This window comes from Streptomyces sp. NBC_00210 (genome assembly GCF_045160975.1).
Lineage (GTDB): Bacteria > Actinomycetota > Actinomycetes > Streptomycetales > Streptomycetaceae > Streptomyces.
Window position 1 is genome coordinate 4,433,008 of sequence record NZ_CP108120.1, and the last position, 18,898, is coordinate 4,451,905.

At 67.2% G+C, this 18,898-nt stretch carries 23 protein-coding genes and 1 tRNA gene; 4 read left to right on the top strand and 20 right to left on the bottom strand.

What is annotated here, in order from left to right; genetic code table 11:
* The first annotated feature begins 71 nt into the window (after window positions 1-71).
* A tRNA-Ser gene (locus tag OG729_RS20055) sits at window positions 72-161 on the top strand.
* Between the two features lie 144 nt (window positions 162-305).
* Here OG729_RS20055 and OG729_RS20060 read toward each other — a convergent pair.
* From OG729_RS20060 to OG729_RS20155, 20 genes are all read right to left on the bottom strand, one after another.
* The gene (locus tag OG729_RS20060) at window positions 306-1,883 is read right to left on the bottom strand and encodes a hypothetical protein (RefSeq protein ID WP_405807441.1); all 1,578 of its coding nucleotides are present in this window, start codon (window positions 1,881-1,883) and stop codon (window positions 306-308) included.
* Window positions 1,884-1,972: 89 nt separating this feature from the next.
* Window positions 1,973-3,130 carry a three-Cys-motif partner protein TcmP gene (gene tcmP, locus OG729_RS20065; RefSeq protein ID WP_405807442.1) on the bottom strand — a complete coding sequence of 386 codons (1,158 nt, stop codon included), beginning with the start codon at window positions 3,128-3,130 and terminating at the stop codon, window positions 1,973-1,975.
* A 95-nt stretch (window positions 3,131-3,225) separates the two neighbouring features.
* Complete coding sequence (locus tag OG729_RS20070; protein ID WP_405807444.1) at window positions 3,226-3,978, bottom strand: DUF5131 family protein; 753 nt, start codon at window positions 3,976-3,978, stop codon at window positions 3,226-3,228.
* Window positions 3,979-4,112: 134 nt separating this feature from the next.
* The gene (locus OG729_RS20075; RefSeq protein ID WP_405807446.1) at window positions 4,113-5,114 is read right to left on the bottom strand and encodes a tyrosine-type recombinase/integrase; all 1,002 of its coding nucleotides are present in this window, start codon (window positions 5,112-5,114) and stop codon (window positions 4,113-4,115) included.
* 398 nt (window positions 5,115-5,512) lie between these two features.
* Window positions 5,513-5,686 (bottom strand): helix-turn-helix transcriptional regulator, encoded by a 174-nt coding sequence (locus OG729_RS20080; protein ID WP_405807448.1) that lies wholly within the window; start codon window positions 5,684-5,686, stop codon window positions 5,513-5,515.
* A gap of 23 nt (window positions 5,687-5,709) precedes the next feature.
* The gene (locus tag OG729_RS20085) at window positions 5,710-5,895 is read right to left on the bottom strand and encodes a hypothetical protein (protein WP_405807449.1); all 186 of its coding nucleotides are present in this window, start codon (window positions 5,893-5,895) and stop codon (window positions 5,710-5,712) included.
* A 3-nt stretch (window positions 5,896-5,898) separates the two neighbouring features.
* Window positions 5,899-7,743: an ATP-binding protein gene (locus OG729_RS20090; protein ID WP_405807451.1), complete on the bottom strand. Its 1,845-nt coding sequence runs from the start codon at window positions 7,741-7,743 to the stop codon at window positions 5,899-5,901.
* Window positions 7,743-8,609, bottom strand: a complete 867-nt coding sequence (locus OG729_RS20095) for a bifunctional DNA primase/polymerase (protein ID WP_405807452.1) — start codon at window positions 8,607-8,609, stop codon at window positions 7,743-7,745. The genes OG729_RS20090 and OG729_RS20095 overlap by 1 nt, the downstream gene beginning before the upstream one ends.
* Window positions 8,610-8,948: 339 nt before the next feature.
* Complete coding sequence (traB, locus tag OG729_RS20100; RefSeq protein ID WP_405807454.1) at window positions 8,949-11,009, bottom strand: plasmid transfer protein TraB; 2,061 nt, start codon at window positions 11,007-11,009, stop codon at window positions 8,949-8,951.
* A gap of 24 nt (window positions 11,010-11,033) precedes the next feature.
* Window positions 11,034-11,666, bottom strand: a complete 633-nt coding sequence (gene traA / locus OG729_RS20105) for a plasmid transfer protein TraA (protein WP_405807456.1) — start codon at window positions 11,664-11,666, stop codon at window positions 11,034-11,036.
* Complete coding sequence (locus OG729_RS20110) at window positions 11,666-12,202, bottom strand: hypothetical protein (protein WP_405807457.1); 537 nt, start codon at window positions 12,200-12,202, stop codon at window positions 11,666-11,668. Before OG729_RS20110 ends, traA begins: the two co-directional genes overlap by 1 nt.
* Window positions 12,199-12,588 (bottom strand): RRQRL motif-containing zinc-binding protein, encoded by a 390-nt coding sequence (locus OG729_RS20115; RefSeq protein WP_405807459.1) that lies wholly within the window; start codon window positions 12,586-12,588, stop codon window positions 12,199-12,201. Before OG729_RS20115 ends, OG729_RS20110 begins: the two co-directional genes overlap by 4 nt.
* Window positions 12,588-13,388 (bottom strand): DUF2637 domain-containing protein, encoded by an 801-nt coding sequence (locus tag OG729_RS20120; protein WP_405807461.1) that lies wholly within the window; start codon window positions 13,386-13,388, stop codon window positions 12,588-12,590. The genes OG729_RS20115 and OG729_RS20120 overlap by 1 nt, the downstream gene beginning before the upstream one ends.
* 7 nt (window positions 13,389-13,395) lie before the next feature.
* Window positions 13,396-13,638, bottom strand: a complete 243-nt coding sequence (locus tag OG729_RS20125) for a hypothetical protein (protein WP_405807463.1) — start codon at window positions 13,636-13,638, stop codon at window positions 13,396-13,398.
* Window positions 13,639-13,740: 102 nt separating this feature from the next.
* Window positions 13,741-13,953, bottom strand: coding sequence for a hypothetical protein (locus OG729_RS20130; RefSeq protein WP_405807464.1), 213 nt, complete (start codon window positions 13,951-13,953; stop codon window positions 13,741-13,743).
* A complete protein-coding gene (locus tag OG729_RS20135) occupies window positions 13,940-14,449 on the bottom strand; it encodes a hypothetical protein (protein ID WP_405807466.1) in 510 nt (169 codons plus the stop codon). The genes OG729_RS20130 and OG729_RS20135 overlap by 14 nt, the downstream gene beginning before the upstream one ends.
* Window positions 14,450-14,630: 181 nt before the next feature.
* Window positions 14,631-14,930, bottom strand: coding sequence for a hypothetical protein (locus OG729_RS20140; RefSeq protein WP_405807468.1), 300 nt, complete (start codon window positions 14,928-14,930; stop codon window positions 14,631-14,633).
* A 105-nt stretch (window positions 14,931-15,035) separates the two neighbouring features.
* Window positions 15,036-15,407 carry a hypothetical protein gene (locus tag OG729_RS20145; RefSeq protein ID WP_405807469.1) on the bottom strand — a complete coding sequence of 124 codons (372 nt, stop codon included), beginning with the start codon at window positions 15,405-15,407 and terminating at the stop codon, window positions 15,036-15,038.
* The gene (locus tag OG729_RS20150) at window positions 15,404-15,712 is read right to left on the bottom strand and encodes a WhiB family transcriptional regulator (RefSeq protein ID WP_405807471.1); all 309 of its coding nucleotides are present in this window, start codon (window positions 15,710-15,712) and stop codon (window positions 15,404-15,406) included. The genes OG729_RS20145 and OG729_RS20150 overlap by 4 nt, the downstream gene beginning before the upstream one ends.
* 169 nt (window positions 15,713-15,881) lie before the next feature.
* The gene (locus tag OG729_RS20155) at window positions 15,882-16,265 is read right to left on the bottom strand and encodes a hypothetical protein (RefSeq protein ID WP_405807472.1); all 384 of its coding nucleotides are present in this window, start codon (window positions 16,263-16,265) and stop codon (window positions 15,882-15,884) included.
* A gap of 281 nt (window positions 16,266-16,546) precedes the next feature.
* On the opposite strand from OG729_RS20155, the gene OG729_RS20160 reads away from it, so the two are divergent.
* Genes OG729_RS20160 through OG729_RS20170 form a run of 3 tightly spaced genes read left to right on the top strand, consistent with a single transcriptional unit; the run spans window position 16,547 to window position 18,706 of the window.
* Window positions 16,547-17,047, top strand: coding sequence for a GntR family transcriptional regulator (locus OG729_RS20160; RefSeq protein ID WP_405807473.1), 501 nt, complete (start codon window positions 16,547-16,549; stop codon window positions 17,045-17,047).
* A gap of 19 nt (window positions 17,048-17,066) precedes the next feature.
* The gene (locus tag OG729_RS20165; protein ID WP_405807475.1) at window positions 17,067-17,924 is read left to right on the top strand and encodes a DUF5919 domain-containing protein; all 858 of its coding nucleotides are present in this window, start codon (window positions 17,067-17,069) and stop codon (window positions 17,922-17,924) included.
* A gap of 32 nt (window positions 17,925-17,956) precedes the next feature.
* On the top strand, window positions 17,957-18,706 hold the full coding sequence (locus OG729_RS20170; protein ID WP_405807476.1) for an inositol monophosphatase family protein: 750 nt from the start codon (window positions 17,957-17,959) through the stop codon (window positions 18,704-18,706).
* The last annotated feature ends 192 nt before the right edge of the window (window positions 18,707-18,898 follow it).

Genomic DNA, 18,898 nt, shown 5'->3' on the forward strand with positions numbered 1-18,898 from the left:
AACGCTGCTGCGGCGCACTACGCCGGGCCGGTAGTCTGTAGCCCGCTCCGGGGCAGGTGGTCCGGGGCGTGGGTGGGTTGCCCGAGCGGCCTAAGGGAACGGTCTTGAAAACCGTCGTGGCAGCGATGTCACCGTGGGTTCAAATCCCACACCCACCGCCAGGGCCTATAAGGCCAGGTGAGAAGGGGTGTCCGGAGCTTCCGGACACCCCTCTCTTTTCGATTTCCGTCTCGAACTGTCTCACTTATGATCCGTCGTGGATCAAGGCGTACGGGCCAGTGGCGGGCCAGCTTGTAGGCGGTGGGCTAAGGTCCCGACGGCGATAGCCCGGCCGACCATGCGCTTGCCCACGGCACCGATCGCAACTCGCCGGTCTCTCGGGGCCGTGCTTGCAGGATGGCTGCGATGTCACCCCGGTAGCCGATCGTGTGCAGCAGGGCGAGGCCGAGCCAGTACCGGGCCAGCATGCCTGCCTCGGCCCACTGGTAGATCGAATAGTTGCCGGGCTGGTCCTTGGTTGGGTGCGTAGCCACGTTGCGCATCTTGATCACGACCCCCAGAGCATCACGTTGGGCTCCAGAAGTGGCGAGACGCCGCTGCACTGCGGCCAGATTCTGGAAGTGCGGGGGCATAGGGACACTGACGTTCATCTTCGAGAGCAGCTGCCTCAGTTCCCACTCCGTGCCGCGTTCCTTGGGCACGAGGGCCTCCCACTCCTTGGCGGTGTGAGGACCATCGGTGACGAACTGGTAGTAGGTGAGCAGCTGGAGGCCCGAAACGGGCAGAGAGACCTGCAGATGCACGTCCACGTCGACGTTGGCCGCGACGTAGTAAGACAGAGCGTGAGTGAGAGTCTCCAGGCGCGTGGCGTCGTTAGAGAATTCCAGCACTCGCGAAACGATCTCCGCGAGCTGCTTTGAGCAGGTGCTGGAGTCGAGCCAGTGGCTGGCGTTGCTGTAGCTGTCTACCGGGTTGCCGCGCCACAGAGCCCACACGGGCTGTCCCCCGCGGCGGCCGACTGGAAGAACACAGGTAGTGCGGCGGCCAAGAGCAAGGCACAGACCCAAGCGAACTCGCTCGAGCGCCTCTAGAGCGCCTTCGCCGCTGAACGATGCGCCATCGGTCCGGGTCAGGCGCCCTACGTGCGTGAATCGGTGGCCGCCGCTTCTCTTCAGGGTTTCCCACGCCTTGCTGTCCGCGGTGCGGTTACGGTCGAAGACGACAGTCCAGCCGTCTCCTTGTGCTTGCGTACGGCCATGCCATGTATGCCCAACATCTTCCGGATCAAAGATGCGTGTCTCGTCATGCGCCTGCCAGCCATTTGGAACGAGGAACGTGACTTCTTCGAGCTCAGTGGCATCTCCCACCTGCTGATCCACGCGCTCGTCGACATGAAGGGAGCTGCCAGCAAACGTCTCAGCGGGGGCCAGCTCGTTCGGCTGGTCGGGAATCTTTCCGTCCTGCAGGGCAATGACCACTCCCTGGACATCGACCCACATGCTGCCGCCGGGAGGCGGGCTGAAGTACTCCTCGATACCCGTACCGTCCACGGCTCGCGTTCCGCGCACGCGGATCCGCGGGGTGCGACGCCAGGTGAACGTAACGTCGCCAACGTAAGGACGGTGTTCCTCACCGGGGAAGGACAGCTCGCCTGCGTAGAGCAGTACGTCGCTGTCGTCGTCGGTGTCGGTGGGGCGGTAGTGGTGCTGGACTGCGTCGGGAAAGCTGTGCCTGGTCATCCGCTGCTTCCCTGACGCATCGGTGAAATTACGGCTCACCACTCGGGTGCCGTCCTTCTCGTAGTCGACGGATACCGTGCCTCCCGCCTTCGGCGTCCCGCGCCGCAGCCGCCACCACCGCCGCCGCGGCTCATGCTCACCCATGCTCGGCCCCTCACCGTCAGCTCAGGCACCCAAATTAACGCCGGTGGGCTAGCCGAAACGGGGAGCGTGTAGGGCGCGTTGCAGAGGCGCTAGCGCGAGCGGGGGCCGATGACGTTGTCGCGAACCTTCCTGCCTTGCTGGAGGACTGCGACGGACCCGTCTTTGACTGCCATGCCCAGGGCTGTGCTGACGGTCGTGTCATTGGCCAGGCCATACACCCCATCGAACACGGACCAGACCTCGTCCACCAGCTTGATCCGGCTGCGGCGGGCGACTATCCCCTGCAGGTTCTTCAGAACGCGCATGCGTGCTTTTTCCTGCTCCTGGCTGATCACATCCTTGACGACGTCTCCGAAGCTGAACAGAGCGTCATCGGCATCGCCATCTTCCGGCCCGAGGGCTTCCAGCCACTCGTGCCTGGCCCTGGCGATGGCGTCGGCGAACACCCATATTCCAAACGGGCTCCGGGTCAAGAACACGAGGTGGTAGACGGGCTGGTGTCCCACACGCCGCTTCACAGGGACGGTGATCCCGTACATGCCGGTGGCGCTGGCCAGACGCTCTGTATAGGCGCGTGCCACCGCCTCAGCTGAGGCCTCGAATGTGGACTCAGGGCCCAGCGCCGCGAGCGCCACCTCTCGCCACCAGATGCCTCCACAGACGCGGTCCAAGGCCGGCAGGCTGTCGTGGTCGTGGTGGTCTGCAGCTAGAGCGCCGGTTGCCCGACGCGTGAAGTCCGCACTGAAGTTGAGTAGCACTTCTGTGCTCGGACGTACTGGGCGCCGCTCTCCAGCGAGCACGCGTGATAGCTCCGAGAAAGGAAGACCTGCACCACACGGGTCGAGGAAGAGGAAGAGAGGGATCCCGCTGGCCGCCGCGACGATGCTGTCCAAGTGCTCATGCACGGGACCGTGGTGCGCCGTGGCCCGGACACCCTGGGCGGCGTACTCGCTCACGACTTGCGCCAGCTTCTCGTAGTCGGCGCGCTTCTTCTCCACCAGGGTGGCTTCGACGACTGCGCGGCTTGCCTTGCCTGCGGCTTGGAGAATCAGCTCGCCAGATGCCGGGGTTCCATCGGGGTAGCGGCCCCGGCCGGCGAACCCGTCCACGATGGCCACTCGGTTGGCCGGTGAGCTCGATCCCACCATTGCGGCGTATGGGGTCACGTACCGCCGTAGGATGGCGTGTTTAAAGACGGACTGGCTGTGATTCTTGTCGAGTAACCCGGCTGAAGTGTTGACGGCCATGGTGCTCCCCCCTCAAGCGTCGCCTCGATGGCGATGCCTGAAGAGGATGGTTACACGTGGTTAGCCCTTGGCAACAGAGCGCCGATCGGTCATTCTCAAGAGACCGCTGCCAGAGGCGCGGGGATGTCGTCCCAAGTTCGCCCTTGTAGCTGACGGCCGCCCGATTTAGGTGTTCGACCACCCCACTGCTTGAAGAAGAACGGGACTCCAGAGGCCTCGCACTTGTCCCGAATCTCAAGCACCCAAGCCTCTTCGAGGGATCGGTGGCGCGGTCCTGACTCCCCTCCCACGATCACCCATCCAAGGCCGTTCAGTTCAAGGCTCGGCAGAGGACCAAGAAGCGGCTCGCAGGACAAGAACCGCACCTGAGCTGGCACACGCCTCAAATCGTCGACCCTGTCGAGCTCCGACTCTGACTCGATGGACACGCCCATCCAGACATTCGGGGGCCAGTCCAGGTCGTCTGCGACGCGGCGCAGCCGTCGTGCGCGCTTGGTGAGCAATTGGTACGTGTGCTGTGGGGTGTCTGCCATGACCGCGAAGACCTGGCGGACGAACTCCAGAGGTACCCGTGCATGGAAGAGATCGCTCATAGAGTTGACGAAGACAGTCCGAGGCGACTTCCAGCGGTAGGGCAGGGTCAAGGAGTCCGGGTGTAAAGCGAGGCCGAACCCAGGCCCAGAGGTGACCGGATTGCCGTCAGTCTGGTACTTGGGTGCGCCCATCGCCTTGAGGCGTTTTGCGAGTAGCAGTGCGTAGCAGTTGTCGCACCCTGCCGATACCCGATCGCATCCGGTCGTTGGATTCCACGTCGCTTCCGTCCACTCGATCGAGCTGCCGTCACCCATGGCCAAACCTCCCGGCAATCGAAATTATGTTCTAATTTTAGAACCTGATATGGCGCGTGTCTGTAGCTAGACCCCGCAGCTTACGTGGATTCAGCTAAGCGAACTGGCCGCCAGTGCATCTGTCCGAGGACGTTCTATTCCACTTCATGCAAGGCGAGTTGGATGAGATCGTTTGCTCGGCTCTGCACGCCGCGCAGCAACTTCGCGTAGAAGCGGTACAGCACAGCGAGGCTATGGCCTGCCCTGCGAGCGGCTTCCGCGGGGTCAACCCCCGCCTTGATCCAGAGTGAGATTCCTCCGTGCCGCAGGGAGTACGGGACATCGGCAAGTGGTGTCTTGGCTTCCTCTGAGGTGAGCGCCTTCTCGCGCGCGGTGGCCCACACCTCGCAGTATTCGGTGGACCGGATGCGGCCTCCTCGGACGGCTCGGAAGAGGCGGCCGTCCGCCGTCACGCCGTACCTCTCCTTGTGTTCTCGGAGCATCCGTACGAGCACGGGAGGGATCGGAATGGGGCGTGTGGCCTTGCGTGCGCGGCGCTTGAGGCCACGCTGCTCGTAGGAGTTGCCGTCGTCGGTCCAGCCGGCGCCGACTTCGGGGCGGCTCTCCTCGAGGAGGAGCTCGCCCCACTCCTCCTCGTTGCCCTCGATGTCGGCGGGGAGGATGCAGTCGGTGTCTTTGAGGGCTGAGATTTCACCCGGGCGCATGGCTGCGTAGTAGAAGCAGCCGAAGAACGCCTCAAGATGCTCACCCCGACTGCCCTGCTCCTTCACGGCCTGGATGAGTGCCCGAGCTTGCCTTGGGTTGGGCACGTACCGGAAGTCGACTTCGTCGGCTGTCTGAGGAGGCTCCCAGTCCACGCGGGCCAGCGGGTGCGCAGGCAGGATTCCCTTCTCCACGGCGTACCGCAGCGCGTTGCTGAAGACGGTGCGCTTCCTCCTGAAGGTGTTGTCCGCGGCCGGCTCTCCGTTCAGCTTCAGGGACATCGCTTCGAGCGCCTTTCGTAGGTGCTCAGGCTTGGCCGCATCAGTCACCTTCAACGAGTGCTTGGAGAGCCATGTGAGCGCCCTCGCGACATCGTCCGGGGGCAGTTCAGCCTCTGTACGAGGGATCAGCCTGCCTTCAGGCGTCCGCACCATCCGGAAGGCCCAGGTGTGCAGGGCCGTTCGGAGCACACTGGGATCGGGTGCGCCCCGGGATGTGGAGACCAGCGCCGGCGTTATCACCGTGAGCCCTTCGCTGATCCCGGCTCGGTGCTTCGCTGCGGCCTTCGGCCACTTCATGAGCGCATAGGCAGTGGCGTGCTCGTACCAGGTTGGTGAGTTGAGGGCCTCCACCTCCGAACCAGGCAATCCGGTGTCGACGTCGAACTGCTCGCGCTTTCGGAGGGCAGTAAGCAACTGAGCCCGTCTGCCATCGGCCTGTGCCTTGGTCTTGTAGCTCTTGGAATGCGGCCTGGTGGCGGTCCGCCAGCGCAGCTCGAAGGGCTTGGCCCGACCCTTGCGCTCGCGGATGCTCCAGATCTCAACCTCAAAGGTCAACAAGTAGGGCTCTCTTCACAGTCGTTGAGCCACTTTTCGAAGTCGCTGCGACGGAAGCGAAGCTGACCGTTGGGGAGTTTGAGGCACTTGGGGGACTGGCCGCGGGCGCGCATGCGGTAGAAGGCGGCGCGCGACATGTCGAGTTCGTCCAGGACGTCGGAGAGCTTCATGTGTGGTTCTCGGCGCACGGTGATCAGTCCCCCTGAGTGTTGTGGCTGTCGTGGTCGGTGGGCTGGTCGGTTGTGAGGTAGATCCGTACGAGTCGGCTGGGTGGCCGGTCGGGGTAGGGCGGGCTGATGTCGAGGACGTCCAGGACGCGAGCGAGCTGGCGGGCAGTGCGGAGGCATTCAAGTTCGGTGCCGTGGAGGCGGATGCGCATGGGTCAGCTCCGGTGGGTTGGTGCGGGCGCGGGTTCGCAGCCGGCGTGTGTGGTGTCGCCTGCGGCTGCGAGGGAGGGATCGAGCGGAGTTCCGCACTCGGTGCAGAGGGGGCGACCAGTTAGAAGGTGCGATTCAGCGTCCACAGCGTCCATCTGTTGCTGTTCGTACAGGTCAGGCGTCGTTTTGGGGGTGGACGCTGAGGGGGGTGTCATAGCGTCCACCCCCGGACGGTGCACGGTGGGAGTGGACGCTGCGAGCGGGGCGCTAGCGTCCACCCTGTCTTTGCTGGTCACAGGCGGTTTCGGGGCGAGGGTGGACGCTGGGGACGCTGTTGCGCACCTTCTATCTGGTGAGGCCGTGAGCCGGTAGAGGCGCTGGCGCTGGGGTGCTGGGCCGCGTTTGCTGTCGTCGACTTCGATGCCGATGGCGCGTAGGGCGGGGGCGAGGCGCTTGACCTGGCCGGCGGCGCGGGTGGCGTCCTTGGGCCACTTCTTCGGGAGGCGTTCGGGGGTCTCGATGGTGTCGAGCAGCTGCGCGGCGGTGAGGGTGATGCCGTCGGGGCCGGCCTTGTCGACCAGGGCGACGACGGCCTGGGCGAAGGGTTCGCCGTCCAGGACATCAGCGACGGCGTCGGCTGCGGTGGCTCTGTAGGTCTGCTGGGTGGTCCAGCCGGTGACGTGGTCGACGGCGGCCAGCACGCGGGCGAAGTCGGCCATGCGGGGCCGCTCCGTCAGCTGGACGTCGGGCAGGGTCTTGAGGACCTGGGCCAGTAGGTCGAAGAGCGAAGCGAGGATCGCGGGGTGGGAGTCGGCGTACGCGCTGTCGAGGTCTGCTTCCTCGCGGCGCTTGTGGTCGGGGATGAGCTGCAGCTCGATGGTCAGCAGCCGTTCCGCGAGGTCGCCGGCTAGGGCTCCGGCGTCGATGGTGGTCATGGCCAGGACGCGGCGGAATTCGAGAACCACGACGTCGTCGTCGGTGTAGAGGGCGCGGTCGACGATGCCGTCGCCGGTGACCGCCCGGCACAGGGCATCGGAGAGCCAGTCGGGGACGGTGCTGATGTTGTCGATGCACAGGGCCCAGGAGTTGAAGGCCTGGGTGGCCCAGGACTTGATGTCGCGCGGCGCGGTGCGCTTCGGGGCACCGGACGGGTCGATGATCCCGATGACCATGGATGCGCCCTTGGACTTGCCGGTGCCCTGCTCGCCTCGGAAGGTGAGGATCGGGTGGGGCAGGTCGGGGATGAACGCGGCGATCAGCCAGGCCACCAGGAGGTGGAAGCCGTCGTCGGTGGTGTTGATCAGGGCGCGGAGTTGGGCGATGCCGTCGCCGTCGCGGATCGGTTCGGGCAGGGGCTTCATGGCGCCGGAGCGGCGGAAGACCACGGGCGAGGACGCGAGGCGCTGCCATCCGTCGGTGCCGATGGCGACGCAGCGGCCGTCGGTGGTGGCGAGGTCGATGATGATGCGCCCCTCATGGCGGGCGGTGCGCAGCTGGGGAACTTGGGGGTCGGCCATGGCGGCGACTCCTTCAAGGACGGTCATGGTGTCGGTCAGGGCTGAACTGGAGGGGACAGTGCCGTTGTTGGCGTCGGCGAACTGCCGGGCGAGCTGGGAGCGCAGGCCAGCTTTGTTGCGGAGCGGGAAGGCGAGATTGGGGCCGTCGATCTGGACGGCGTAGGGGCGGCCGTCGTCGGACATGAAGAATTGGTAGCGCTCGCGGGCCATGGCGGCGATCTGGGTTGCCTGGGAGGGGCCCTTCTTGTCGGGGTCGATGCCGTTGTCCGCGACGATCTGCCGGGCGAGATCGGGGGTGCTGGTCGGGGCGGTGCTGTTGGGCTGAGAGGTCACTAGGCGCCTCGCGTGGAGCGGCGGGCGGCAGAGGCGACCGTGGCGCGGGCCTCGGCTTCGGGGAGGCCGATGTGCACCGCGGCGTCCACGAGGGCCTGGGCGAGCTGCTGCCCCTGGTCGGTCTCGTGCGCCCGGCAGGCGGCCCAGTACAGGCGGTCGTTGCGCTGGCCGGCGGGTGCGTCCAGGACGAACGCCACTAGGGCTACGGCCTGGCTGCCGGAGACGGGGAGCGCCATCGAGCCCGCCGGAGTTGGCGCGGCCGGGGCCAGGAGACGGAGCAGGGCTTTGGGGGCGCTCGCCACGGGGTGGCGTTCAGTGCCGGGAGCGAGCGCGTAGCGTCCGCGTGTGGTGACCGATCCGGGGCCCACCAAGTAGCCGCCGGTACCGCGGATGTCGATGCCTGGGGCGAGACGGCCGACCGAGTTCGGGACAGCGGATTCGGCGGGGCCGGTCAGCCAGAGGTGGCGGCCGCCGCTCGGGGTTAGGACGGTGACCGTCTCGGGGATGGTGAAGTCGTTCTCGCGGGCGAGCTGTTCGAGGTGGGCGATGCCGTCGGTGTCGTTCTTGACGTCCAGGTCGACGCCGATGAGGTGGTGGGGAGCGCGGCCGCAGGCGATGCCGTAGCCGGTCGCCCAGGGGACGGCGGCGAAGAGGGCGCCTACGGCGTCGGGATCGGTGGTGGCGTCGTGGATGCCGTGGCCGATCTGCCCGCACTCGCCCCGGCACCGGACGCCACGGCGTTCGGCACGGTGCGGCGAGCGGACGGCGGGGAGCTTGGTGCGGCTCAGTGGAATGACTGCCAAGCCGGATCGGGCGGCGCGCAGCGCCTGATCGAGTGCAGCGGAGTAGTGGGTGGCGCTGGCCATACATGATTCCTTCGGGACAGATGGGCGGGCCGAGTGGAACCGGGGTGTCTCGCCTCGGTCTTGATCGATCCCATGTCTGATGGAACGTGGATTCTCGAAATCCGTGACACCCCCCATCGCGGGCTGCTCCGAGGAGGCGCGTCGCGCGCACGCGTGCGCGCGTAGAGCGGTCCAGAAAGTCCAGAAACCCTGGCCCGGTGCCCTGCTGTGAAAGGGCTGTCAGAGCCGTCAGGCCCGGGGTGTCAGACGCGTCTGACAGGGGTCGCGCGCACGTATGACCTGTGCGTTTGGGGCCCGTTGCCGTCAGGAGTGTCAGACGCGTCCGACGCGTCAGGGCCGTCAGGCTGCTTCGTCGTCGCGGACGATGCGGTACACGCCGGTCTCTCCGGTTTCCGCCAGGCGGCCGGCCACGATGAACGCAGCAACCTGGCTGGAGACCCAGGAGCGGGAGCGGCCGTGGCGGTCGCAGTGCTCCATGAAGTCGGCGGGGCGGACGATGTCGCGGTCCTCGGCTTCGAACTCGTCGAGGATCTCCTCCATCGCCTGCCGGGCCTGGCTCGGCGAGAGCTGAACCTTCGGCTTCTCTGCGGACCGTTCGGTGAGCTGCAGGACTCGTGTGACCGGCGGGAGTTCCTGCTCGGGGTCGATGTCGTCCTGGTCGTCGTCGTACTCGTCGTCGGTGTCGCGCTCGTCCTGGTCGCTGTCGTCGTATCGGTCGTGGTCCTCCTGATCGTCGTAGCCGTGCTGTTGGCCGGTCATGGCTGCGTCCTCCAGGGGCTGGGGCTGGGTGGTGCCGGGCATGGGGTAGCGGGTGCGCTTCGTGTAGAGGCGGCCGACGGCTTTGGCAGTGGCGTTCGCGGTGACGGGGTCGCCCTGGGCGCGGATGTCGGCGAACGTGAGGACGACCCAGTCGAGGTATTCGCGGGCGGTCAGATACGAGCGGGCGGGAGTGGCCCAGAAGGTCTCGGGGATGCCGTTGGCGACCAGGTAGCAGTAGCCGGGCTTCTTGTCCTTCCAGGTGTGGGGTGCGGCGCCTGCGTCCAAGACGTCGTCGTCGAGGGCGAACTGGGCGTCGCGGTCGTTGCGCACGCCGTAGACCCAGGACGATCCGAGCGAGGCGCGGGTGTCGGTGGAGACCTGGTTGCCGGAGGCGCGCTGCATGGAGACCACGAGCGAGACGCCGGCGGATCGGACCTCCTGGGCGATGCCGGTGAAGACGTCGTCGTCGGTCTCGCGGATGGTCTTGGCGGCCTCTTCGAACCAGGCGACCAGGTAGGGCATGCCTGGGGAGCCGTCGGCCTGGGTCTCGGCGCAGGCGGGGACCCACTGCTTGTAGCCGTACTTGGCCAGCCACCGCGTCCGGGCCGGGACCGCAGCTTTGAGAGCCTCGATCATGGCTTTGGTCGAGGTCATGTCGAGCGCGGCCCAGTCGATCGCGGGGAGCAGCGGCCCCAGCGTCTGGTCCGCCTTTGACGGGTCGGAGGCCCACACCACGACATCGCGGCGGGTGAGGACTTCCGCCAGCGCGGTCATGCCGCCCTCGGACTTTCCGGAGCCGGTCATCCCCATGATCAGCAGCAACATCGCGTTGCGGCCGGCGTCGGGGTCGCCTGGGAAGTACATGACGGCTTCGGTGCCGTCTTCGTAGATCCCGACGTGAACCGGATCGGCGATGGAGCCGCCCGGGTGGGAGGGGCCGGGGCAGGGGACGGTGTTCTTGAGCAGGTCGTGCGGGACGACGGTGAGCTGGACCCGGGAGGCGGAGTCCGGATCGTGCGTCACGCGGACCGCGTTCTTGGAGACATCCATGGCGCTCGCGAGCAGCGGCAGGGCCTTGCTCACGTCGTCCTGGGTGAGTTCGCCGCGGGGCAGCTGCAGGTCGAAGGTGGCCTTGTTCGGAGCCACCGTGAAACTCGTGACCTGTGTTTTGGCCAGGCCGACCTTCTCCAGGATGCCGCCGTCGGCGCTGGTGGAGCCTTCGGGGTTGCGGCGCAGGATCTGCCGGATGTTCCAGGTCAGGGCGAGTGCGGGGGCGCCCATGAAGTACAGACTCGGGAGTGGTCCTGCGTCGGGTCCCGCGATGGCTGCCGCGGTGAACCAGGTCGAGGATACGGCCACCGTGATCGCGGAGTGTAGGCGGCGCTGCGCGGTTGTGGATTTGCCTGCCCACCAGGTCGTGCCAGTCAGCGCGACGGAGGCGAGGGTGAGGCCGGCCGTCGCGGCGGCGCTGTTGTGCCAGTAGTAGTGGGCGGGCAGGGAGGCCAGGCCGGTCCCGATGCCCGCGAGCCACGGGGGCAGATGCGGCTTGGCGCGGTGCAGCAGGTATTCGACGACGCCGCTGCCGCCTTGGGCGGCGCGCAGCTGGTCCTCGTACATCTGCTCCGGGTTCGACTGGGACACGGCCTGGCTTCCTCTCACCTTGGGTTAGCTGTTGAAGTCGAAGCGGCGGCCCGTCTGGCGCGGGCGCTGGCGGCTTCGGTAAGGGGCGAGTTCGGGGTCGTATTCGCGCTGGAAGGCGGCGTAGGTGGCGGCCATGTTCTTGGCCGTGTCGCGGGCATCGTCTGCGGCCTTCTTGAGCTTCTTCGACACCCGGCGGGCCCTCATCCGGGAGCCGAACGCGCGGCCCTCCGGGTCGGGCACCTCCTTGAGCACGGCGTTCAAGACCTCGGCAGCGCTGGCGAGTTCGAAGGAGAACTGCAGGAACAGGCCGCGGCCGTTCTCGCAGTAAGTGCGGATATCGGCGTTGTTGAAGAACTCTGGATCTGCGAGCGGGCTATGGACGCCCTGCCGGGAGCCGTTGCCGCGGCCGAAGAACTTCCGGCCACTGTTCTGACCACTGCCACGATTCGCGCCCTGGCCCTGGTCGTTGATGTGGAAGTGGTACTCGCGCGTCCGGGTCCTGTTTGTGGTCCGCGAGCGGCTGCTTCCGTTGGGGCTCTGCGCTCCGCCGGGGCTGGTGAACCAGTTCCCCCCGCCGGAACCGCTTGACGAGTTGTGGCCGTTGCGCGGGGGTGCGGCTCCGTTGCCGCTGTTCGGGGGCGGGGTGGCGGAAGACATCAGCGGATCTCCTCAGTCGGGTCCGGGGTACGGCGGGAGCGCAGCCACAGGGTCTGGGCGGCGATGGTGCTGATCAGCCATAGGAGTTCGAGGGGGCCAGCGGTGGGGCCGAAGGCCAGCGCGAGTGCGGCCCACGCGGTGGCCGTGGTGGCGAGCAGCACCAGGCCGTTGCGCCAGCGGCGTACCGACGGGTCGCCAGCGGGGCGTTGCCGGTTCGTCCGCAGCAGCCAGATGAGCGGGGCCGCCGTAGCGGGAGCGAGGACGAGCCCGCTCCACCAGGCCAGCGCGTGCACGATCGCAGCGGCGAGGAACGCGGCGAGGGCTATGGCTGTCGGCGCCCACGAACCGCGACGGTCCCAGAGCCAGCCCCCTGCCGCCGCAGCGGCGCGAGCGCCGAGCGAAGGCTGCTCGGGGACGACCAGGACGATCGGCTGAGCAGCGCGGCGGCCGATGCGGCGGCGGCCCTGCCGGGGGATGCGGATGGCGGTGGTGCCACGGGGCACCTTCGCCGTCCGGATACGTGTTCGGTTGGTCATGACGTGAGCTCCTGATGAGAGGTGGGATAGGCGCAGGTGACGCACATGCCGAGCGAGGTGGGGATGACGTATCCGGCGTCCTTCCGGCAGGCCGGGCAGGTGCGGCGCGCGGCCATCGCCTTGGCGTGAGCGGCCCACTTCGCCGGGGTCATCGGACGGACAGGCCGGGCGTTGGCGATCCGGTAGAGGTAGGCGACGCGGGGCGCTCCGGTGCCGCGGCTGTAGCGCATGACCTGTGCGGCCATCTGCTGGCCGCCCGGGCGCAGTCCGCGGGCGCGCAGCTGGCGGCGGGTGGCCAGGCCCATCGGGGCCATCTGCCACGGGAAGGTGGGTATCCCGTGGACCGTGCCGTTGGGGTCACAGCACTTCGCGTGCGCGGCGGACATCAGCCCTCACCACCTGCGAGCGCTAACTCAGCGACGTTCTGCGGCTCCGGAGCCGGCTGAGTCTTCGCGGCTTCGCGGATCCGGGCGGCTCGACTCGTGCCGATCCCGTACGTCTTGATCAGCCAGGTCGCGGACGGGTCCTGCCCCGCGGCTGCGCGCTCGCGAGCAGCGGCGATCAGCTCGTTGTCGGTCTTGCCGGGTGGCAGCTCCTGCCGCTTGCCGCTGCCGTTCGCCGGGCGGCGGGGCTGCTTCGGCTTGTCGGCGGCAGGGGGTTTCGGTGGTGCGGGCGGCGGGGGTGCCACTGAACGATCCGGCGGGGCCTGCTGCCGGTCATTGGCGGCAGGGGTACCGCCCTCTTGGCCGTCGGCGGGGGACAGGGTCCGCAGGTGCGCCATGTGGACCAACAGTCCCAAGACGATGGGCGGGACTGCCGAGACGGCGACGATCAGTGGCCAGCGAACAGGCAGGACGTTGGCGGCGATGGCGTGGTCAACGGCGTTGCCGGCCACTGACAGGACGATCGCGCCGATGGCGTTGGCCTTGGCCCATGCACGGGCGTGGCTGTTGCGAGTGGACTTCCCGAGCCAGACCCGGACGGCGGTCATGGCGTAGGCATCGATCGTCAAGGGCAGCAGCCAGGAGAGTCCCTTCCACCAGCCGGTACGAACCGCGAGGTCCTGCAGGGCGGCGTAGGAAGAGGCCGCGGCCGCCAGGCCGACGGCGCCCATCCCGGCGTAGAGCAGCCAGTCCCGGCGTACAGGTTCAGCGCCGGCCTCGACGGTGAGTGAGTCCGTGGTCATCGTGTGCTCACCCGACCGAGGCGGAGATGCCGGAAACCACAGAGATCACGGTTTCGGAGACGATGGTCTTGGTGCTTTCGGCGAAGCCGCCGGTGAGGAACAGGCCGATCAGGACGCCGACGATCAGCGTGGACCAGCGGTGTCCGACGTACGTGCACAGCACGATCCCGGTGACGAGCAGGGCCAACAGGATCGGGACGGTGACGACGGGGGCGGGGCCGGCCGCCAGCACGGTCAGGGCGGTGTTCACGAGCAGGGCCTCCTTCAACGAGGCGTACGAGGCGGAGAGTTCGAGGGTTGGATCCCGCCCGGCGCGGACTCACGGGTCCGGCACGCCGGGCGGGAAGCGCAACTACCTACTGGGGGCGCCCGGGTCCTGGGCGATGGTGAGGTCGATCAGCGCGGGATCCGTGCAGTAGCCGACGTAGGCGCCGTTGGCATGCCAGACGTGCCAGTGCTCGGAGAACGCCCCCGGCTCGATCACGCAGACTGCGAGGTAGGCGCGGCGGCGGATCACGGGCCGGTCCGGAATCGTCACGGACTCGGGAAGGTCAGCGGGATTCATTGCCGCTCCCCCGGCGGCGCAACCCGTCCGGAGTGCAGGCACCGCGGCAGTAGCCGGACTTCTGCATCTCCTCCAGGGCGAGAGCGAGGCCGTAGTCGTCGCTCACCTCGGTGTGCGGGTAATTGCCACACGGGCACGATCGGATCAGCGTGAGGACGTCTTGCGAGCCGTCCATGTATCCCTCGGCGTACGTCTTGCGACGCGTGTAGTGAAGGAAGAGGCCCTCACCGAGCGCGGCAACGGCGGATGCGAGGAAGCGGGATCCCTGCGGCCCTCCATCGGGGTAGCCCTGCCAGGACACGTCGGAAAACAACTTGGCGAGTGTGTCGGGGAAGTGCCGCAGCACGAACTCCTCCGCGCACTCCACCGCCCCGCGACGCATGGCCTCTTTCTCGGTCCGGCGCTGCTCAGCGCGCGATCCGTCGATTTCCTGGCGGTACGAGGCAGCGAGCTCCAGTAAGGCCGTGGCGGGCATAGATGTGATCTGGTTGGTCATGACGAGGTCTCCTTCGAGGAGGCGGAGGTTGTGCGGCCGGCGGGTGTTCGAGGCGGTCATCGCAGGGCTGCCTTCCGTACGTGGGCGGGGTGGCAGGTATGCGCGCGGGCGGCACGGCGGGCTGCGCGCTGGCTGCGGTGGGCGGGGTGCCAACCGCACCCCGGGCAGCGGGGACGGGCGGTCACGCGACTCGCCTCCCAGCCAGCGGGAGCGTGTCGGCGGTGAGGGCCGCGAGGCCGTCGTCGGTGACCTGCGGCGCGAACTCGGGCAGGGCACCCAATTGGTCGAGGGTGTCGATCAGGACCGTGAGCGGCAGCGCCTGGCCGTCGTACTGCGCGGTGACGGCGGCGCGGGCCACGACCAGGAGCTCGGAGTGGTCGTGGCGCAGGGCCGCGAGCTGGCGGCGCAGATGGCTGTTGGCGCGGGTCAGCGAGGCGAGGGTCGGCCTGGCGGGAGCAGTGCGAAGTGTCCCGGTGGACATGAAGGGTGTACCTCCGAAGTGAGGGGCTGCCGGGCGCGCACAGGCAGCACGAACCTGGGCCGGTACGGACCGGCAGCCGGGAAGCGAAGAAGGGTGATGAGAAGGTCAGCGGCGGTAACGGCCGCGTGCAGGCGACTTGTTGACCATGGAGCGCAGCACCACGGCGCAGACCGTCAGCGCGAGAGCGCAGGTAGCGACCGACGCGGCAACCACGGCGACGGACAGCAGCAGGGCGACCAGCACGACGACGCCCCCGGCACCGACCGCGAGCATCAAGGCGGGCGACAGGCCATGCGTTCGCCTAACGGGGGCCGGCGTATGCGCACAGGCGCAGTGCGTTGCCATGCGCTGTGACACCTGGATGGCCTGCGGGACGGGCGCGTGCGCCGTCGGCGCCGACGAGACGTAGGTGCGGCCGGACGCGTCGGTGAGCACGTACTGCTCACCAGGCTGGAAGGGGGAGGTGGGCTGGGTCATGCTGCCCGCACCACCTTCCGGCGCCGAGGCTTCCGCCGCTCGTCCGCGGTGAGGCCACCGAAGATCCCGAACCGCTCTTTGCGGGCCATTGCCTGCTCAAGGCATAGCGCTCGCACGGGGCAGGAGTCGCAGATCTGTTTCGCCAGCGCGACAGACCGAGGATCGCCGTCGAAGAACAGATCCGTTTTGGTCCCGGTGCAGGCCGCACCAGCCAGGGTGCTCGTGGCCGGAACGTAGTCGTCGGCGGCCAGCTGCAGGAGCGGGCGGTGAGGGTGCGCGTTGCCGCGCACGATGCTGCGAGCCATCAGCGCACCACCGCCCGTTCGATCCCGGAGGTCGGCGCCCACTCGTTGCCGCACTGCCCGCACACCTCGCGAGCTGTACGGCAGCGCGATACCGGCACTTGGCGGCGGCAGCGCGGGCACATGGACTTTCGACACACAGGCCGCAGGTCGTAGAACGGGGACGCAGCCATCACACCACCTCGTCCACAGGACGCAGGACCAGGCCGTGCTCGTCCGCCCACTGCCGGGCCCGCTGTTCATCGGCGCGGGCGCAATGCTGATCGAAGTCCACGTAGCCATATACGTGGTACCTGACCTGCCCGAAGGCCAGATCGGTGCTCGCGTTTCCTTCGTTGTCGTACTCGACTTCAAGGCTGTGAGCCGCGGCGAACTTCTCAACAGCCGTGTTGCTGTGAAACGGCAGAAGCATCCGCTGGTCGGACGGGACCGGCAGGTCGGTCTGCTCCAGCCAGTCCGCAAGGCTACGCAGACCCTGGACGAAGCGAGACCGCTCGTCCTCCTGCGGTGAGGGGGCAACAGCCGGTAAGCCCCCGGAAGTACGCTGGTTGAGCATCGTTGAACTCCTCTGTACGGGATTCGATGCGTGGCCTCGGCGGTGGGCCCGAAGGTGTTCCCGCACCTTCGGATCCCGGATTCCGCCGGGGCCTTTGTCTTGCTCGGAAGTGCCTCGGGTTGTCTCACCCTGGCTCAACCTCACGCACTAGGTTCAACCTAGTGCATGAGGTTGTCAAGGGGTTCCGTGAGATGTCTCTTCAGGTCTTGCTGGTCCGGTGAAGGCGGACTGTGTTGCACTAGCTGTGGTTAGTGCAGCTAGGTGCATACAGAGGAGGCCCAGTGGTCGAGACGCAAACAGGCCCCGCCTACCAGCGGCTCGCGGACGATCTACGTGGGCAGATCGCGCGGGGGGACCTGTCGGTGGGATCGCCAATCCCGTCGGCGTCCCAACTGGTCAAACAGCACGGGGTTTCCACGACGGTGGTCAGAGATGCTCTCAAGGTTCTGCGCAACGAGGGGTTGATCTACGGCCAGCCAGGCAAGGCCGTGTACGTACGTGCAACCCCTGAGGAGTCGGAGTCCGAGCGCCTGTCTCTGCAGGAGGTGACCGACGGGCTCCTGCAGCTTCAGCAGCAGGTCGCCGGGTTGGAACCAACGACCGATGCGACAGCACTCGAAGATCTCAAAGAGGAGATGAAGGATCTTCGCCGCTCAGTGGCCGTGCTTCAGGCACAGTTGATCGAGCTGTACGGACGTGTGGGTCAGCCGTATCCGCACGACAAGGCGCCCATCAAGGGCGCGGCGGCGCCGGAACGCACGCGCAGGGCAGCCGGCGCCTGAAGCTTGCTCGGAGGGGGACATGGAGAGCAGCAGCAAACCCGGCACAGTCGTCTCAATGCACGGACGGGCGTCATATCGTCCTGACCTCGGGGCATTGGCACGCAATCAGCTCGCAGCCGCCCGAGCAGCAAGAGGGCTGCAGCTCACAGAGTTCGCGGATCTCCTGTCCACGATGCTGGATTGGACTGTCAGCCCCGAAGCGCTGGAGTCCTGGGAGACCAGCGCGACTCCGCCCGGCGATGTACTGGTTGCAGCTGAACTCATGGTGCGGCAGTCGGCACCAGGGCTGACCGACGGGGAGCCGCGGGATGCGCTTACTCAGATCGTGGGGGACCAATTCGCCGATCTCACCGGCGTCTACGCCAGTCGTTCGGAGTTTCAGGCGAAGGTGTCTGCCTCCGAACTCTTTGATGAGGCAAAGGAGATCCGCATTAGCGGGCTCTCGCTGAACCTCCTCTGTCAGTCGTACTCAGATGCCCGGCTCCGGCAGATCATCGAGGACGGCACGTCCCTCAAGGCCCTGTTTCTGAAGCCGTACGGGCAGTTCATCGCTGAGCGGGAGCAGGAAGAGGGATACCCGGAAGGCCGGCTGTCGGCGCTCACCGCGCTGAACCTGACGATCCTGCAGGATCGTGTTGTCGAGCGGCTCAGCCCAGAAGCGGCGAAGCGCATTGAGTTCGGTGTCTATGACGAGCCCATTCGGTTCAACATCACGTTGATCGACTCGCAGTTGTGTGTGGCTCAGCCGTACCTCCCGCAGACTCGTGGTGTGGACTCCCCAACGTTCCTCGTCCGGAAGCGACGGACCACCGGCGGCCTATACCCGACGTTCGATCAGATCTTCACCACGCTGTGGGAAAGGCGAGCAGCTGAATGACTGACTTGCGGGCGCTCCTTCATGTCGCAAGTGTGGCGCTGGATCAGGCGTCGACCCTGGTGACCGACATGGCTGTTGGAACGGTGACAGCCAAGGGCGACCGAGATATGGCCTCAGAGATCGACTACGCAGTGGAGGAGCAGGTCCGCAGCTTCCTCCTCAATGAGACTCCGGAGATCGGCTTTCTGGGGGAGGAGAGTGGCGGCTCGGGAATCGGGGGCGCGCTCACGTGGGCGCTTGACCCGGTCGACGGCACTGCGAACCTCGTCAACGGTTTGCCGCTCTGTGCGGTCTCGCTGGGGCTCGTGGAGAACGATCGCTCAGTTCTGGGCGTCATCGACCTGCCTTTTCTGGGGCAGCGCTACAGGGCGGCGGAAGGGCTAGGGGCCTACTGCGGCGAAGCGCGGATTGCCCCTAGCCGCGCGCAGACGTTGAGCGAGGCGATCGTCGCCATTGGGGACTACGCAGTGGGAGAGCGAGCGCGGGAACGGAACAGGCGCCGACTCGCGCTCACTGCGCTCCTCGCTGAGCGGGTGCTGCGCGTGAGGATGTTGGGTTCGGCAGCTGTGGATCTCGTGTGGGTCGCTTCAGGCAAGCTCGATGCGAGCATCGCCCTTAGCAACCACCCGTGGGACATGGCGGCGGGCGTCGCCATCGCTCGCGAAGCCGGCGCCGTCGTCATGGATGTGGATGGGGCCACTCACGACCTCCGGTCCACCGCGACGATCGCTACGTCGCCGGGCCTGCGTGGAAGCGTCCTGGAGTCGCTTCGGGGGATCTGATCGCGAGGCATATGGGTCAGGGGACGCGCTCGCCCCCTGCGCGGACAGAGCTTCCCTACGTCATCAAGGCACGCCGGCTCGGGCCGCCACCTGTCTTCGCCCGGCACGGCACGGCCCGGCCGCCGGTCGTCGGCCGCAGCCGAACGGCGAAGGGTTGATGAGGACAAACCTCGCTGTGGCTGGGGCGGTCAG

Bases quoted from the DNA above. Each gene is read 5' to 3' on its own strand.
- OG729_RS20060 (WP_405807441.1), bottom strand. From the start codon at position 1,883: ATGGGTGAGCATGAGCCGCGGCGGCGGTGGTGGCGGCTGCGGCGCGGG.
- tcmP (WP_405807442.1), bottom strand. From the start codon at position 3,130: ATGGCCGTCAACACTTCAGCCGGGTTACTCGACAAGAATCACAGCCAG.
- OG729_RS20070 (WP_405807444.1), bottom strand. From the start codon at position 3,978: ATGGGTGACGGCAGCTCGATCGAGTGGACGGAAGCGACGTGGAATCCA.
- OG729_RS20075 (WP_405807446.1), bottom strand. From the start codon at position 5,114: ATGGTGCGGACGCCTGAAGGCAGGCTGATCCCTCGTACAGAGGCTGAA.
- OG729_RS20080 (WP_405807448.1), bottom strand. From the start codon at position 5,686: ATGAAGCTCTCCGACGTCCTGGACGAACTCGACATGTCGCGCGCCGCC.
- OG729_RS20085 (WP_405807449.1), bottom strand. From the start codon at position 5,895: ATGCGCATCCGCCTCCACGGCACCGAACTTGAATGCCTCCGCACTGCC.
- OG729_RS20095 (WP_405807452.1), bottom strand. From the start codon at position 8,609: ATGGCCAGCGCCACCCACTACTCCGCTGCACTCGATCAGGCGCTGCGC.
- traA (WP_405807456.1), bottom strand. From the start codon at position 11,666: ATGTCTTCCGCCACCCCGCCCCCGAACAGCGGCAACGGAGCCGCACCC.
- OG729_RS20110 (WP_405807457.1), bottom strand. From the start codon at position 12,202: ATGACCAACCGAACACGTATCCGGACGGCGAAGGTGCCCCGTGGCACC.
- OG729_RS20115 (WP_405807459.1), bottom strand. From the start codon at position 12,588: ATGTCCGCCGCGCACGCGAAGTGCTGTGACCCCAACGGCACGGTCCAC.
- OG729_RS20120 (WP_405807461.1), bottom strand. From the start codon at position 13,388: ATGACCACGGACTCACTCACCGTCGAGGCCGGCGCTGAACCTGTACGC.
- OG729_RS20130 (WP_405807464.1), bottom strand. From the start codon at position 13,953: ATGAATCCCGCTGACCTTCCCGAGTCCGTGACGATTCCGGACCGGCCC.
- OG729_RS20135 (WP_405807466.1), bottom strand. From the start codon at position 14,449: ATGACCAACCAGATCACATCTATGCCCGCCACGGCCTTACTGGAGCTC.
- OG729_RS20140 (WP_405807468.1), bottom strand. From the start codon at position 14,930: ATGTCCACCGGGACACTTCGCACTGCTCCCGCCAGGCCGACCCTCGCC.
- OG729_RS20145 (WP_405807469.1), bottom strand. From the start codon at position 15,407: ATGACCCAGCCCACCTCCCCCTTCCAGCCTGGTGAGCAGTACGTGCTC.
- OG729_RS20150 (WP_405807471.1), bottom strand. From the start codon at position 15,712: ATGGCTCGCAGCATCGTGCGCGGCAACGCGCACCCTCACCGCCCGCTC.
- OG729_RS20155 (WP_405807472.1), bottom strand. From the start codon at position 16,265: ATGCTCAACCAGCGTACTTCCGGGGGCTTACCGGCTGTTGCCCCCTCA.
- OG729_RS20165 (WP_405807475.1), top strand. From the start codon at position 17,067: ATGGAGAGCAGCAGCAAACCCGGCACAGTCGTCTCAATGCACGGACGG.